The 13856-nt window shown below is 70.3% G+C and carries 11 protein-coding genes and 1 riboswitch; of the genes, 2 read left to right on the plus strand and 9 right to left on the minus strand.

Features of this window, described 5'->3' with window-relative positions:
• Window positions 1-10: 10 nt before the first annotated feature.
• The 3 genes from ND450_RS27830 to ND450_RS27840 form a co-directional block, all read right to left on the minus strand.
• On the minus strand, window positions 11-961 hold the full coding sequence (locus ND450_RS27830; RefSeq protein WP_253321521.1) for an ABC transporter ATP-binding protein: 951 nt from the start codon (window positions 959-961) through the stop codon (window positions 11-13).
• Window positions 961-2601 (minus strand): iron ABC transporter permease, encoded by a 1641-nt coding sequence (locus ND450_RS27835; protein WP_253321522.1) that lies wholly within the window; start codon window positions 2599-2601, stop codon window positions 961-963. The genes ND450_RS27830 and ND450_RS27835 overlap by 1 nt, the downstream gene beginning before the upstream one ends.
• Window positions 2577-3575, minus strand: a complete 999-nt coding sequence (locus ND450_RS27840) for a thiamine ABC transporter substrate binding subunit (RefSeq protein ID WP_371927424.1) — start codon at window positions 3573-3575, stop codon at window positions 2577-2579. The genes ND450_RS27835 and ND450_RS27840 overlap by 25 nt, the downstream gene beginning before the upstream one ends.
• Window positions 3568-3678: riboswitch (TPP riboswitch) on the minus strand. Its footprint overlaps the gene before it by 8 nt.
• A 34-nt stretch (window positions 3679-3712) precedes the next feature.
• On the opposite strand from ND450_RS27840, the gene ND450_RS27845 reads away from it, so the two are divergent.
• Both ND450_RS27845 and ND450_RS27850 read left to right on the plus strand, forming a co-directional pair.
• Window positions 3713-4006 carry a 4a-hydroxytetrahydrobiopterin dehydratase gene (locus tag ND450_RS27845; protein ID WP_253321523.1) on the plus strand — a complete coding sequence of 98 codons (294 nt, stop codon included), beginning with the start codon at window positions 3713-3715 and terminating at the stop codon, window positions 4004-4006.
• 59 nt (window positions 4007-4065) lie between these two features.
• On the plus strand, window positions 4066-5046 hold the full coding sequence (locus ND450_RS27850) for a glycoside hydrolase family 88 protein (protein ID WP_253321524.1): 981 nt from the start codon (window positions 4066-4068) through the stop codon (window positions 5044-5046).
• On the opposite strand, the gene ND450_RS27855 is transcribed toward ND450_RS27850, so the two are convergent.
• The 6 genes from ND450_RS27855 to ychF all read right to left on the minus strand — a co-directional run bounded on the left by ND450_RS27855 (window position 4963) and on the right by ychF (window position 13855).
• Window positions 4963-6177 (minus strand): mannosyltransferase, encoded by a 1215-nt coding sequence (locus tag ND450_RS27855; RefSeq protein WP_253321525.1) that lies wholly within the window; start codon window positions 6175-6177, stop codon window positions 4963-4965. The genes ND450_RS27850 and ND450_RS27855 overlap by 84 nt on opposite strands.
• Window positions 6178-6455: 278 nt before the next feature.
• The gene (locus ND450_RS27860; protein ID WP_089909616.1) at window positions 6456-6611 is read right to left on the minus strand and encodes a DUF6131 family protein; all 156 of its coding nucleotides are present in this window, start codon (window positions 6609-6611) and stop codon (window positions 6456-6458) included.
• A 64-nt stretch (window positions 6612-6675) separates the two neighbouring features.
• Entirely contained in the window at window positions 6676-9369 is a 2694-nt protein-coding gene (locus ND450_RS27865; protein ID WP_253321526.1) for a BTAD domain-containing putative transcriptional regulator, read from the minus strand.
• Entirely contained in the window at window positions 9366-9566 is a 201-nt protein-coding gene (locus tag ND450_RS27870; protein WP_253321527.1) for a hypothetical protein, read from the minus strand. The genes ND450_RS27865 and ND450_RS27870 overlap by 4 nt, the downstream gene beginning before the upstream one ends.
• Window positions 9563-12679, minus strand: coding sequence for a BTAD domain-containing putative transcriptional regulator (locus ND450_RS27875; protein WP_253321528.1), 3117 nt, complete (start codon window positions 12677-12679; stop codon window positions 9563-9565). The genes ND450_RS27870 and ND450_RS27875 overlap by 4 nt, the downstream gene beginning before the upstream one ends.
• Before the next feature lie 96 nt (window positions 12680-12775).
• Window positions 12776-13855: a redox-regulated ATPase YchF gene (gene ychF / locus ND450_RS27880; protein ID WP_253321529.1), complete on the minus strand. Its 1080-nt coding sequence runs from the start codon at window positions 13853-13855 to the stop codon at window positions 12776-12778.
• Window position 13856: the final 1 nt, after the last annotated feature.

Consider the following 13856-nt stretch of genomic DNA (forward strand, 5'->3'; position numbering starts at 1 on the left):
GGCTCCATGCCTACCCGACGCGCGCGACGCCGTCCAAGTCGATTGCGAGCCGCACGCGGTCGCCGACGGACACCGGCCCGACGGCCTCGTACTCCTCGCCGCCGATCTCCACGAGCAGCCGCACGTGGTCGCGCCGGTGGACCCGTTCGACGACGGTGCCCTCCAGCAGGCCGTCGGGGTCGACCCGCAGCGCCGTGGCCCGCAACCCGACTCGTTCGACGTCCAGCCCGACGAACGAACCGGGCACGAACTTGTTGCAACCCAAAAACTTCGCCGTCTCCACGTCCACGGGGGACGACCACACCTCGGCGGGCGGGCCGACCTGGACGATCCGGCCGCGCGACATGATCGCCACGCGGTCGGCCAGGGTGAACGCCTCGTCGTGGTCGTGCGTCACGACCAGGGCCGTCGTCGCGGCCTCGCGCAGCAGCCGGGCCAGGTCGACCGCGAGCTGTTCGCGCAACGCCCTGTCCAGCGCTGACAGCGGTTCGTCCAGCAGCAGCAACCGGGGCGAGGGCGCCAGAGCACGTGCCAGCGCGACCCGTTGCTGCTCACCGCCGGACAGCTGCGTGACCCGGCGGTCGGCATAGCCTTCGAGCCCGACGAGTTCCAGCAGCGACAGCACGCGCTTGTCCCGCGCCTCGCGCTCGGTCTTCTTCATCCGCAGGCCGAACGCCACGTTGCCGGCGACCGTGCGGTGCGGGAACAGCTGGCCGTCCTGGAACACCAGCCCGAACTCGCGCCGGTGCACCGGGACACCGGCCAGGTCGGCGGAGTCCCACCGCACCGCACCGGCGGAGGGCTTCTCCAGCCCGGCGACCGTGCGCAGCAACGTCGACTTCCCGCACCCCGAGGGCCCGAGCAACGCCACGACCTCGCCGTCGGCCACCTCCAGCGACACGTCCGACACCGCGGCCGTCCGTCCATAGCGGACGGTGATCGAGTCCAGCTGCAGTGCCATCAGAACTCCCCGCTGCCCGGCACGCGCAGCCGCTCGATCAGCAGCACGCACCCGACCGTCACGACCATCAGCAGCGCGCACGCCGCGTAGGCCATCTGGCTGTTCAACTCCCCCGGCCGCGACATCAGCCGCGCGATCACCACCGGCAACGTCGGCGCGTCCGGCCGCGCCAGGAAACTAGTCGCCCCGAACTCGCCCAGCGCCACCACGTACCCGAACCCGGCCGCGGCGGCCAGAGACCGGCCCACCAGAGGCAGGTCCACCTCACGCCAGACCCGCGCCGGCGAGGCGCCCAGGGTCGCCGCCGCCTGCCGCAGCCGTTCGTCGACGGCCCGCAGCACCGGCAGCACCATCCGCACGATCAACGGCGTCACCACGAGAGCTTGGGCCAGCGGCACCAGCATCGGCGACGTCCGGAAGTCGCCGGGCAGCGCGTCCATCGTGATCAGGTAACCGAAGCCGACCGTCACCGCGGACACCCCGAGCGGCAGCATCAACGCCGTGTCGAGCACCTCGGCGAACCGGGCCCCCGACCTGCGCAACCCGACCAGCACCACGGCCGAGAACACCCCGACCACCAGCGCCACGAGGGTCGCGTCGAAGGCCGTCCGCAGCGAGTTCACCGCGGCGTCGATCCCCGTCACGGCCAGCGTTCCGCGGTCGCCCCGGGTGTTCAGCGCCACGTACCCGGCGAGGCTCCAGCCGTCCCGAGTGGACAGTGAGCGCGCCACGAGCCCGACCACGGGCGTCAGCAACGCCACGACGACGGCGAACGCGGCGGTCACCACGTACCACTCACCACCGGACGGCTTCCGGGCGAGTTCCTCCCTGCCGCGCAACGCCAGCGCGGTCTCGCGCCGACGCCGGGCCAGAGCTCCCAGCACCAGCACCGCCAGCACGGCGGCGAACTGCAGCAACGACAACGCGGCCGCCCCGGACAGGTCGAACAGCTCGACCGTCCGCAGGTAGATCTCGGTCTCGAGCGTCCGGTACCGCGACCCGCCGAGCACCAGCACGACGCCGAAACTCGTGGCGCAGAACAGGAACACGACCGCGGCGGCCGACCCGATCGCCGGCGCCAGCGCGGGCAGCACCACCGACGCGAACGCCCGCGGCCGCGAGGCACCCAACGCCCGCGCCGCGTCCTCGGCGCGCCGATCCGTGTGCGCCCACAGCCCGCCGACGGTCCGCGCGACCACGGCGACGTTGAAGAACGCGTTGGCCAGCACGATCGGCAGGAGCCCGCCGTCGGGCCAGAACGTCCGGAAAGCCAGGCCCACCACGACGGTCGGCAGCACGAACGGCACCATCACGGCCGCGCGGACCAGTCCGAGGCCGCGGATCTCGCAGCGTGCCAGCACGAACGCGAGCGGCATGCCGGCGAGGACCGCCACGAGCGTGGAGGCCGCGGCCTGGCCGAGGGTGAAGGCGACGAGCTCCCAGGTGTCGGCTTCGAGGACCGCGGCGAGCACACCGCCCTCGCGCAGGCCCAGGTCGACGATCGCGAGGACCGGCCAGGCGAAGAAGAGCGCGAGGAAGGCCAGCGGCAGCAGCGCTGCCGCCGACCACCCGGCACGAGCGGAGATCCGGCGAACCGGCCCGCCCGTCCGCGAACTCAGCCCTGCACCAGCTTGCGCCACTGCTCGACCCACGCCTCGCGGTTGTCCTTCACCTCGTCCGCGGGCAACGACTGCGGCGAGGCGGGAAGCGGCGCGTCCTTGGCCCACGACTCGGGCAGCGCGACGCCCTCGCGCGACGGGTACACGTACATCTGCTCGGCCACCTGGGCCTGGAACTCCTCGCCCAGCAGGAAGTCGAGGACCTTCTTGGCGTCCTCGGTGTTCTTGGCGCCCGACAGCACGCCCGCGTACTCGACCTGGCGGTAGCAGGTGTCGAGCACGGCCTTGGTCCTGCCGCCCTCCGCCGACGGCGACGACGCGTACGACACCACGATCGGCCGGGTGCCCTTGGTGGCCGAGAACTCCTGGTTGTAGGCCTCTTCCCAGCCGCTCACGACCTTGACGCCGTTGGCCTTGAGCTTGGTCCAGTACTCCTGCCAGCCGTCCTCGCCGAACTTCGCGATCGTGCCGAGCAGGAACGCGAGACCGGGCGAGGACGTGGCCGGGTTCTCGACGACCAGCTGGTCCTTGAACTTCGGGTCGACCAGGTCCTCGTACGACTTCGGCTCGCCGGCCGTGAGCTTGGCCGGGTCGATGTTGAGGCACACGTCACCGACGTCGACGGCCTGGAGCCGGTTCGAGTCGTCGGCCTTGTACCGCTGGGCGCCCTTCGAGGCCTCCGGCGAGGCGTACTCGGCGAACACGCCCTCGCTGAGGGCACGCGACGCGAACGTCGAGTCGACGCCGAACGCGACGTCGCCGATCGGGTTCGACTTGGTCAGCACCAGCTTGTTCGTCAGCTCGCCCGCGTCCCCGCTCGCGAGCTGCTTCACGGTGATGCCCGAGGACTTCTGGAACTCGTCCAGCACCTCCTGCTTCACCGCGAACGAGTCGTGGGTCACCAGCGTGACCTCGCGCGACTGCGGCGCGGTCGACGTGCCGGCCGAGCAGCCCGTCAGCGCCAGAGCAGCGAAAACAGCACAAATCCTTCTCACAGCAACCTCTCCCTACGCCGGTATGACCCGGATCAGGTGGACGGTCGAGGGCTTGCGAGCCCTCCTCTCAGCCCGGCGCTTCACCGGACTCCCGTGGTAAACGCGCAGCTTACGTGACGTGGTGGGACGATCAGGACATGGCCGAGCTGTTGAGCGACGATCAGTTGGACGACCTGCTGCCGAAACTCCCCGGCTGGTGCCCGCAGGACGCGGCACTGGTGAAGACCGTCGAGCTGGAGAGCTTCTCCAAGGCGATCATGGTCGTGAACCGGATCGCGGAGATCGCCGAGAACGACAACCACCACCCGGACATCGACATCCGCTACAAGACGCTGACATTCCGCCTGAGCACGCACTACAAGGGAGGAATCACCGCCCTGGACGTGAGTCTCGCCGAGGAGATCGACGGAGTCCTGGACGCCCTGGCCTGATTCGGTCAAGATGTGCGCTGCCGCCGCCCGCGGAAATGAGAGGGAACACCCTCATGCGGATGCGCACACCTCTGTTCGTCGTGGCGCTGGCCGGCAGTCTCCTCCTCGTCCCGGCCGCGGCCCAGGCCGTGCCCTGTGCCGTGACGGACACGATGATCGAGGCCAGCCAGGCCTGGGTGACCAGGGGAACCGATCTCGCGGCGAACACCTGGTCCAACGCGGGTTTCCACACCGGCAACCTCGCCCAGGTGCGGACGACCGGGATCAGCAACCACAAGACGTGGCCGTGGGTGCAGGCGAACCACTACCTGCTGCCGGTCGACCCGGCGCACCCCTTCGCCCCGGACGCGCAGGCGACCGGTGAGCCGTACCTCGACGTGGCGTACTTCCACCCGGAACCCGAGGTGCTGCAGCCGTTGCGCGACAACCTGCGCGCCCAGGTGCGGGATGGTGGCACGTACTGGAGGTCGCCGGACGCGCTGAACATGGCGCTGCCGTCGTTCACGCGGATCGCACTCGCCGACCACGACCAGGCGATGCTGGACTACTCGTTCCGCTCCTACCAGAGCCTCAAGGCGCGCACGTTCAACGAGTTCACGGGCCTGTGGAGCCTGAACGCGCAGACGAACGGCTGGGCTGTGCAGGGCCTGGCCAAGGCGGTGGTCGCGCTCCCCGCCGACCACCCGTACCGCGCCGAGTACGCCAGGACGCTGGCCAAGAGCGTGCGGACGTTGACGTTCCTGCAACGCCACGACGGCTTCTGGGGCGCCACCGGCAAGGACTCGGCCGCCACCGCGATGATCACTTACGCGATCGCGGCGGGTGTCAACGCGGGCGTGCTCGACCGCGCCACCTACCTGCCGCACGCTCAGAAGGGCTGGCAGGCGTTGCTGACCGCGCTCGACGCCGGCGGACTGCTCGGCTGGACCGCGGCCCGCAACTCCTTCAAGCCCGCGTCAGCCGGCGACTCGGCTGGGTTCGCCGTCGGCAGCCTCCTGCTCGCCGGACAGCAGCTCGTCCCGCTGACGCCGGGCTGCTAGCCCGATCGCGACCAGCGTGAGCACGCCCGCGGCCGGATAACCCCAGCCGAGCACGACGAAGATCCACGGCCGCGGGAAGTCCCAGATGTTCGGCTGGGCGAGCAGCAGGAACGAGATCAGGTAACCGCCGGTCAGCAGCACCCACAGGCCGGCGGTGATCTTGCAGAGCAGGTGCCCGCCCTCGTAGACCAGCCACAGCAGGGCGGGCACCATCCACACCCAGTGGTGGCTCCACGAGATCGGCGAGACGAGCAGGCCGAGCATCTGCACGCTGACGATCAACGCCAGCACGTCCTTCGTCCTGCTGACCGCGAACCACGTCAACGCCGCGGCGACGAGCACGGCGACGATGTAGATCGGCCCGGTCTTCACGTCGTAACCGACCGTGCGGCTCAACGCACCGCGCAGTGACTGGTTGATGGCGCTGCCGACCGGCCCGACGCGACTCGCGTCACCGAGGAGCTGGAACCAGAACTTGTCCGACTGCGACGGCGAGATCGCCCAGCCGATCCCGTACACGACCACAAAAGCGACGAACGACCACACAGCGGCCATCCACCGCCGCTGGATCAGGAAGTACAGCCCCGAGATCGCGGGCGTGAGCTTGATGCCCGCGGCGAAACCGACCCCCGCCCCACCGATCCAGTTGCGCGCGCTGGCGAGCGTGCCGATGAGGATCGCGACCAGCACCAGGTTGATCTGGCCGTAGTTGAGCGTGGTGCGGACCGGCTCGATCCACAGCGTCAGCGCGGTCCACAGCATCACGCGGCGCGGGTCCTGCAGCTTCAGCAGTTTCAGCGTGACGTGCACGATGTAGTAGAGGCAGCCCAGGCAGATCAGCTGCCAGATCCAGCGCGAGGCCTCCCACGGCACCCAGCTCATCGGCGTGAAGATCGCGGCCGCGAACGGCGGGTAGGTGAACGGCAGCGGGAACACGTCCGCGTACTGGTCGAGCCGCCACTCGTAGAGGTCGCCGGAGAACAGGTGCGGCGAGCCGTTGCGGTACACCAGCAGGTCGATCATGGTCATCTTCGTCTGGAACGCGACCATGAACAGGTGCCCGAGCACCGACAACGCGAACAGCCACGGCGCTACGGAGAGCACTCGCGCTTCCACAGCACGGAGTTTCACCCCGAAAACGTTACCCGAGGCAACGTTGTGGGGTACCCCGGCGTCATAAGGACGGGAGAGATCGCAAGAGGGAGTTTTTCTGATCATGTCTGTTGATCTTGTTGTTGCCGCTGTCGCCGCTCTGGCCATGCTGGGGGTCGCGTTCGGAGTGTTCGCCGCTGCCGCACGCACGAGGAACAACGTGTGAAACCGTTGTGAGACAAAAAGAAGGGGGAGCCTCCACAAAGGAGGCTCCCCCTTCACCGTTTCCGAGGGGAGGAACGGTGAGCGATGAGTCTTTAGAAGTAGTGAGCCCGGCCGCCGATCGGCTTGCCGACCGCGCCGAGGACGGCGAGGATCGCGCCGATCACCAGGAGCACCACGCCCAGCGTCGTCAGGATGCTGATACCCATCAGCCATCCGACGACCAGCAGAATCAGACCGAGGACGATCATTCCAACCTCCAGGTGGGGAATCCTGATGTAGAGGTACCCGACCGCGGTAGGTACAAACCTCGCTTCATACATTCGTCAGTGATATAAGCAGCTTGCGCGCTTCCTCGGTGCCGCGGTGCCGCAACATCTCGTAGATCGGCAGGGCTTCCGCCAGGTGTTCTCGTGCGGCGTCGTGCTCCCCCAGCAGGATGTGGACCTTCGCCAGCCGTACGAGGCCCTCTCCGAGGTAGTAGGTGTGGTGCATCTCCCGCATCCGGTCGACCGACAGCCGATAGCTGTGGACGGCCTCGGCGTAACTGCCCAGCTCGACGTGGATGTCCCCCAGCGTCTCGGCGTTGTTCGCGTGGGGCATGGACAGCGGGCCTGTGTACCCGGCGAACGACACCTCCGCCTCCATGCACAGCTCGATCGCCCGTTCGCGGTCACCGACCTGTTGGTGAGCCCGCGCGTATGCCGCGAGGTAGCAGCCTCGCTGGTACTCGCCGAGGTCGGAGAGCTTCGGGTACAAACCGGCCAAGATGTCCAGCGACCGTTGGTGCTGCCCGAGTTCCTCGTACACGAGAGCCAGCCCGCGCGAGACGTCAGCCTGGCCGTCGACGTTGTCCATCTCCTCTTCACAACGCAGTGCCGAGCGCAGGTGGAACTCGGCCTCGAGAAAAGCCCGTTTCGCCATGTAGATCCCACCGAGAGCGCGGTGAAGGCGCTGTCGGCCGAACACGTCGTCCCGTCGTTGTGCCGCGGCCAGCGCGAGCAGTTCAACTTCCTCGACCTCGGCCAGCAGTCCTTGACGCAGCATGGAGAGGTGGAGCGTGTAGACCAGCCGCCAGGTGAGGTCATCCGCACCTGCCGCCACCATCTCCCTCACCAAGCCCAGGAGCACCGGCTGCTCGACCTGGATCCAGAGTTTCGAGGCCTGCACGTCCGGTATCGGCGTGACCACGGCCCCTGGCGACGGAGGTGCCATCGACGTCCACCTGGCCCTGGGCTCGGTCAGGCTGTTCGCCTTCAGCGCGGTGTGCACGTAGTGGTCGAACATCCGCTGCTGCGCTTCGACCTGCTGGTCCTGCGACAGCTCGCCGAACCGTTCGGCTGCGTAGTCCCGCACCAGGTCGTGCAGCAGGAACCGTCCGGTGCTCGTCGTGGAGACGAGGCTGCCCGCGACCAATTCGCTGAGCGCGCGCCGTGCCTCCTCGACCGACACGGCGGCGAGGCTCGCGGCGGCCTCGACGGTGAACTCCGGGCCGGGGTGGCGGCCCAGCGCCACGAACACGTCCGCCGCGACCCCGCTGACGGACCGCAACGACCAGGAGAAGACGGTGCGGACGTCCGTGGCGGGGTCGTCGATGTCGAGGGCCTTCAGGCGTTCCCGCTCCAGCTCGTCCGCGAGTGACGTGAGCGGGTCGCCGTAGGCCGCGCGGGCGGCCACGATGCCCAGCGCGAGCGGCAGTCCCGCACACCGCTCGACGAGCCGCGCGACGGCGTCCGGCTCGGCCGCGACCCGTGCCGCACCGATCCGCTCGGTCAGCACCTCGACCGCGGCCCGCTCGTCCATGACGTCCAGCGCCACGGGACGGCCCGTGAGCCCGTCGAGCCGGTTGCGGCTGGTGACGAGGACGAGGTTGGCCGGTCCGCCGGGCAACAACGGGCGCACCTGCGTCACGTCCCTGGCGTTGTCCAGGACCACGAGCATCCGACGCTGCGCAGACAACGACCTGTACTGGCCGATCACGGCCTCGTCGGTCGGAGGCAGCTCCTGGGCGGGCACACCGAGCGCCACGAGGAAGTCGCGGGCCACCGCGATCGGGTCGAGCGGCTCCGCGCGGAGGTCGAAGCCGCGCAGGTTCACGTGCAGCTGACCGTCCGGAAAGCGGTGCGCCGCCTGGTTCGCCCACTGGAGCGCGAGCGCCGTCTTGCCGACGCCGCCGATGCCGTTGATCGCGGAGATCACCAGGGGCGCGCCCGGCCGGGCAACCTCGGTCAGCCGCGCCAGCTCGGCCTCGCGGCCGACGAAGTGCGGGTGCGCCGGGGGAAGCTGCCGGGGCACGACGCGCGGGGCTGGCGTCTCGCCGCTGAGGACCTGTTCGTGCGCCGCACGCAGTCGCTCGCCGGGAGTCGTCCCCAACTCGTCGGCCAGGCGTCGGCGAACCTCCTGGTACGCCGTGAGCGCCTCCGCCTGCTGGCCCGTGCGGTGCAACGCGAGCATCAGCTGCGCCCAGAACGCCTCGTGCAGTGGGTGTTGCTCGGTGAGCGACCGCAGTTCCGGCACCAGCACGTCCGTGGCGCCGGCGAGGTCCTCGTCGATCCGGCGTTCCAGCGCGATGAGGTGCTCCTCGACCAGCGGCGGCACGTCCTCGCTGTGCAACGACTCCGACGCCACGTCGCCGAGCACCGGACCGCGCCAGAGCGCCAATGCCGTGCGGTGTTCGCCCAGCGCGGCGAGGCGACGGAACTCGGCCAGGTCGAGCTGCCCCGGCCCGACCTCGGCCGTGTAGCCGCGCGACGACGTGCGGACGCAGTTGGCAGCTCCCAGCGACTGCCGCAGGCGCAGCACGACCGTCTGCAACGTCTTGTGCGCGCGGTCCGGGGCCGGCGGCCTGCCGTCCCAGACCCGTTCGACCAGCTCGTTCACCGGCACGATCTCGTTGGCGCGCAACAGCAGGGTGGCGAGCAGGACACGGCCGCGTCCTGCCGGTACCGCGACGGGCTCGCCGTCGAGCAGCACTTCCAACGGGCCCAGAACGCGGTACTCGGCAGTCACCTGGGCGAACCTACCGGCACGCCGCAGTCCCGGAAGACCTCCACCGCCGCTGCTTCCGCCTCCGCCGTCCGCAGAGCTTCCGGGTGGTCGCCGAGCGCCAGGATCAACAGCGCTCGTCCTCGCCCGGCGGGCACCGGAACCGGTTCCCCGTCGACGAGCACCTCCAACGGCCCCAGGACGCGGTACTCGACCCTCACCCGGCCGAACCTACCGGCACACCGCAGTCCCGCAGGGCCTCGGCGGCCAGTGCCTCCGCGGCCGCGGCGCCGTCCTCGTCACCCGTCGCGCGGCGGACGGTCGCGAGTGCCTGGAGCGACTGGGCCTCCAGGTGCCGCTGGTGGTGGCGGCGGTGCGTGGCGACCGCCTCCTCCGCGAGCCGCAACGCCTCCTCCCGTTCGCCCAGCGCGAGGTGGAACAGCGCGCGTTCCCTCAGTTCGTCCCCGGCGATCAGGAGGTAGTCCCCGCTCAGACTCGCGCGCAGCTCGGCCAGGTGGTGGGCGGCCGCGTCGAGGTCGCCCCGCTCGCGGTGCGACCGCGCGACCGTCCAGTGGGCGCCCATCCGCTGGTGCACCGACGCCTGCTGGTCGGCGAGTGCGAGCATCACCTTCCCGGCGGCCAGGGCGTCCTCGTGCGCGCCTTCGTCGTGGAACAGGTCGGTCAACGCGGCCCAGGTGTCGATCTCCGCCTCGAAGTCGGCCTTCAGCCGCAGCCCGTCGAGCAGGTCGAGCGCGAGGTCGAACGCCTCGTCGGCCTGCCCGATCGCCAGCTTCGCCCGCACCGCCGCGCAGGCACCGAGCGTGATCCGCCGCGGGCTGCCGAGCTCCTCCTGCAGCGCGAGGTAGGCCTCGTGCTGGCGGATGACGTCCGGCAGCCTGCCCATTTCGATGTAGACGCTGTTCAGCGCGGTGTGGGCGTGACCGCGGACCGCGGGCGAGGTGGCGAGCTCCAGCGCTCTGAGCAGGGACCGCTCCGCGGCGGGGAGGTCAGGCTCGTGGAACGAGACGGTGGCGATGTTGATCAGCACGACCGCCTGGTTCTCGACCGCGCCCGTCTGCTCGTGGATGGCGAGCGCCTCCCGCTGGTGGTGCAGGGAGGTGGCCACGTCACCCCGGAGGCGGGTCAACGCGCCGAGGATGTTGTGCGCGGTCGCCTGCGTCGGCAGGTCGTCCGCCCGGACTCCCCTCTCCAGCGACTCCCGTGCCAGCTGCTCGGCGCTCGTGAAGTCGCCCTGGCAGAAGCGGTAGGTCGACGTGGAGAGGTCCGAGGCGGCGACCAGCACCTCGTCGCCGGACGCGCGGGCCGCCCGGCCGCGGACGTCGCACAGCTCCGACCAGCTCGTGTCGTCGCGGATCTCGTAGCAGTAGGCGCTGAGCACCGCGGCGATCTCGTTGGCCTGCCGGTACTCGTGCCGCTCGGTCGCGACGACGACCGCCGCGAACACGTTCTGGTACTCGGCGTTCAACCAGCCGAACGCCTCTTCCGACGTCTTCAGCACGACGTCCGGGAGCTGCGTCGTGGTGGTGGCGAGCGGGAACCGCCGCTGGTCGGGGAACAGCAGTTCGGCGGCGTCGTCGGTCATCCGGCGGTAGAAGTCGTACAACCGCCCGATGGCCTCGTCGACCTCGTCGTTCGTGCACCTCTCCCGCGCGTACACGCGCAGGAGGTCGTGCAGGGCGAAGCGGTCGCCGCGCTGCTCCACCAGGTGCACGGCGACGAGCTGGTCGAGGTGGCGGCGGGCGTCGGGCAGGCCGGCGACGACCGCGGCGTCGTGGGCGGTGAAGTCCACCCCGGGCAGCACCCCGAGCCGGCGCAGCACCAGCCGGGAGTCCCCGGGCAACGCGGAGTAGCTCTCGTCGAAGACGATGCCGACCGCGGCCGCCGGGTCACCGGGCACGGCCAGCTCACCGAGGCGGTCGGTCTCCAGCTGGGCGACCTTGTCCGCGATCGTCATGTCGTCCTGCGCGCGCAGGTCCGCGGCCGCGATGCGCAGCGCCAGCGGCAGCCCGCCGCACAACCGCACGAGCGCGGCGGCCGCGTCCCGCTCCGCGCGCACGCGGCCGGTGCCGAGCACGCGTTCCAGCAGGCGCAGCCCGCCGTCGTCGCCCAACGACGGCAAGCGCAGCAGGTCGGCGTCGTTCAGGGTCAGTCCACGCAGGTCGCCGCGGCTGGTGACGAGCGTGAGCGCCCTGCCGGACGACGGCAGCAGCGGCCTCACCTGCTCGGCGTTCGCCGCGTTGTCCAGCAACAGCAACAGCTTCCGGTCCGCGGCGAGCGACCGGTAGAGCGCCACCTGTTCGTCCATCCCGACCGGCACCGCGTCCACGCCCAGTCCTTTGAGGACCAGCGTGAGCGCCTCCTGCGGTGACATCGCCCGCACCTGGTCCTGCCCGCGCAGGTTCACGAAGATCTGCCCGTCGTCGAACCGGTCCGCGACCCGGTGCGCCCAGTGCACGGCGAGCGAGGTCTTGCCCACACCCCCGGTGCCCGAGATGACCAGCACCGCGGCCTCACTGGCCGCGAGCCGTGCCACGTCGTCCTCGCGCCCGGCGAACGTGGTGAGGTTCGGCGGCAGCTGCCGCGGCGTGACGCGCTTCTCCTTCGGCGGCGCGACCTCCCCGCGCAGGATCTGCTCGTGCAACTCGCGCAGCGCGGGCCCCGGGTCGATCCCCAGCTCGTCCGCGAGCATCTCGCTGACCTGCCGGTACGCCGCCAGGGCACCCGCCTGTTGCCCGGACCGGTAGAGCGCCAGCATCAGGTGGCCCCAGAACCGGTCGCGCAACGGGTGCCTGCGGGTCAGGTCCTGCAGCTCCGGCACGAGGTCCGCGGACCGCCCGGCCGCGAGGTCCTTCTCGATCCGCATCTCCAGCGCCGCGAGCTGCTCCTCCACCAGCGGCGGCACGTCGTCGCGGTGCAGTGACTCCGACACGACGTTGCCCAGCACGGGCCCCCGCCACAACGCGAGCGCCTGCCCGAACTCCTGCCGGGCGACCAGCGCGCGGAACCGCAGCAGGTCGAGCTGCTCGGGTGCGATCTCGGCCAGGTACCCGCCCGGCTCGTGCCGCACGCAGTTCGCCTCGCCGAGCGCCTGCCGCAGTCGCATGACGACCGTCTGCAGCGTTTTGTGCGCGCGGTGGAGGTCGGGCGGCGTGCCCTCCCACACGCGGTCGACCAGCTCGTCCACCGAGATGAACGTGTTGGCGCGCAACAGGAGTGTCGCGAGGAGCACTCGGCCGCGCCCGGTCGGCACCGTCACCGGTTCACCGTCGAGCAGCACCTCGAGGGGCCCCAGCACCCGGTACTCGACTCTCACGAGCCGGAAGTCTAGGTGCGCGGGCCGGGAGGCGCGTCCGATGCCCGGACACGCCGATGCCGGGCCACCCTCGGACCCGGCACCACCTTGCGCACCTCAGACGTTGAAGCGGAACTCCACCACGTCGCCGTCCGCCATCACGTAGTCCTTGCCCTCCATGCGGACCTTGCCCGCCGCCTTCGCGTCGGCCTTCGAGCCCGAGGCGACCAGGTCGTCGAACGACACGACCTCGGCCTTGATGAAGCCCTTCTCGAAGTCCGTGTGGATCACGCCGGCGGCCTGCGGGGCGGTGGCGCCCTGCGGGATCGTCCAGGCGCGCGCCTCCTTCGGGCCCGCCGTGAGGTAGGTCTGCAGGCCGAGGGTGTGGAAGCCGGCACGGGCCAGGGCGTGCAGGCCCGGCTCGGTCTGGCCGATCGACTCCAGCAGCTCCAGGGCCTCCGCCTCGTCGAGCTCGAGGAGCTCCGACTCGACCTTGGCGTCGAGGAAGACGGCGTCGGCCGGGGCGACGAGCTCGCGCAGTTCCTTCACGCGGGCCTCGTCGCTCAGGACGCCCTCGTCGGCGTTGAAGACGTAGAGGAACGGCTTGGTGGTGAGCAGGGAGAGCTCGCGCAGCAGCTCTCCGTCCACTTCGGACTGCGCCGAGAACAGGGTGCGGCCGGAGTCCAGGATGTCCTTGGCCTTCTTGGCGTTCTCGAGGGCGGCGCGGCGGTCCTTCTGCATCCGCGCCTCCTTCTCGATGCGCGGGATGGCCTTCTCGAGGGTCTGGAGGTCCGCGAGGATCAGCTCGGTGTTGATCGTCTCGATGTCGCTCGACGGGTCGACGCGGCCGTCGACGTGCACGACGTCCGGGTCGTCGAAGACGCGGATGACCTGGCAGATCGCGTTCGCCTCGCGGATGTTCGCGAGGAACTTGTTGCCGAGGCCCTCGCCCTCCGACGCGCCCTTGACGATGCCCGCGATGTCGACGAACGACACGACGGCGGGCACCTCGCGTTCGGAGCCGAAGATCTCCGCGAGCTTGGTGAGGCGCGCGTCCGGCAGCGGCACGACGCCCACGTTCGGCTCGATGGTCGCGAACGGGTAGTTCGCGGCGAGCACGTCGTTGCGCGTCAGCGCATTGAACAGGGTGGACTTGCCGACGTTGGGCAGGCCGACGATACCGAGGGTCAAACTCACG

It is taken from the genome of Lentzea sp. HUAS12, from assembly GCF_024125735.1.
Lineage (GTDB): Bacteria > Actinomycetota > Actinomycetes > Mycobacteriales > Pseudonocardiaceae > Lentzea > Lentzea albida.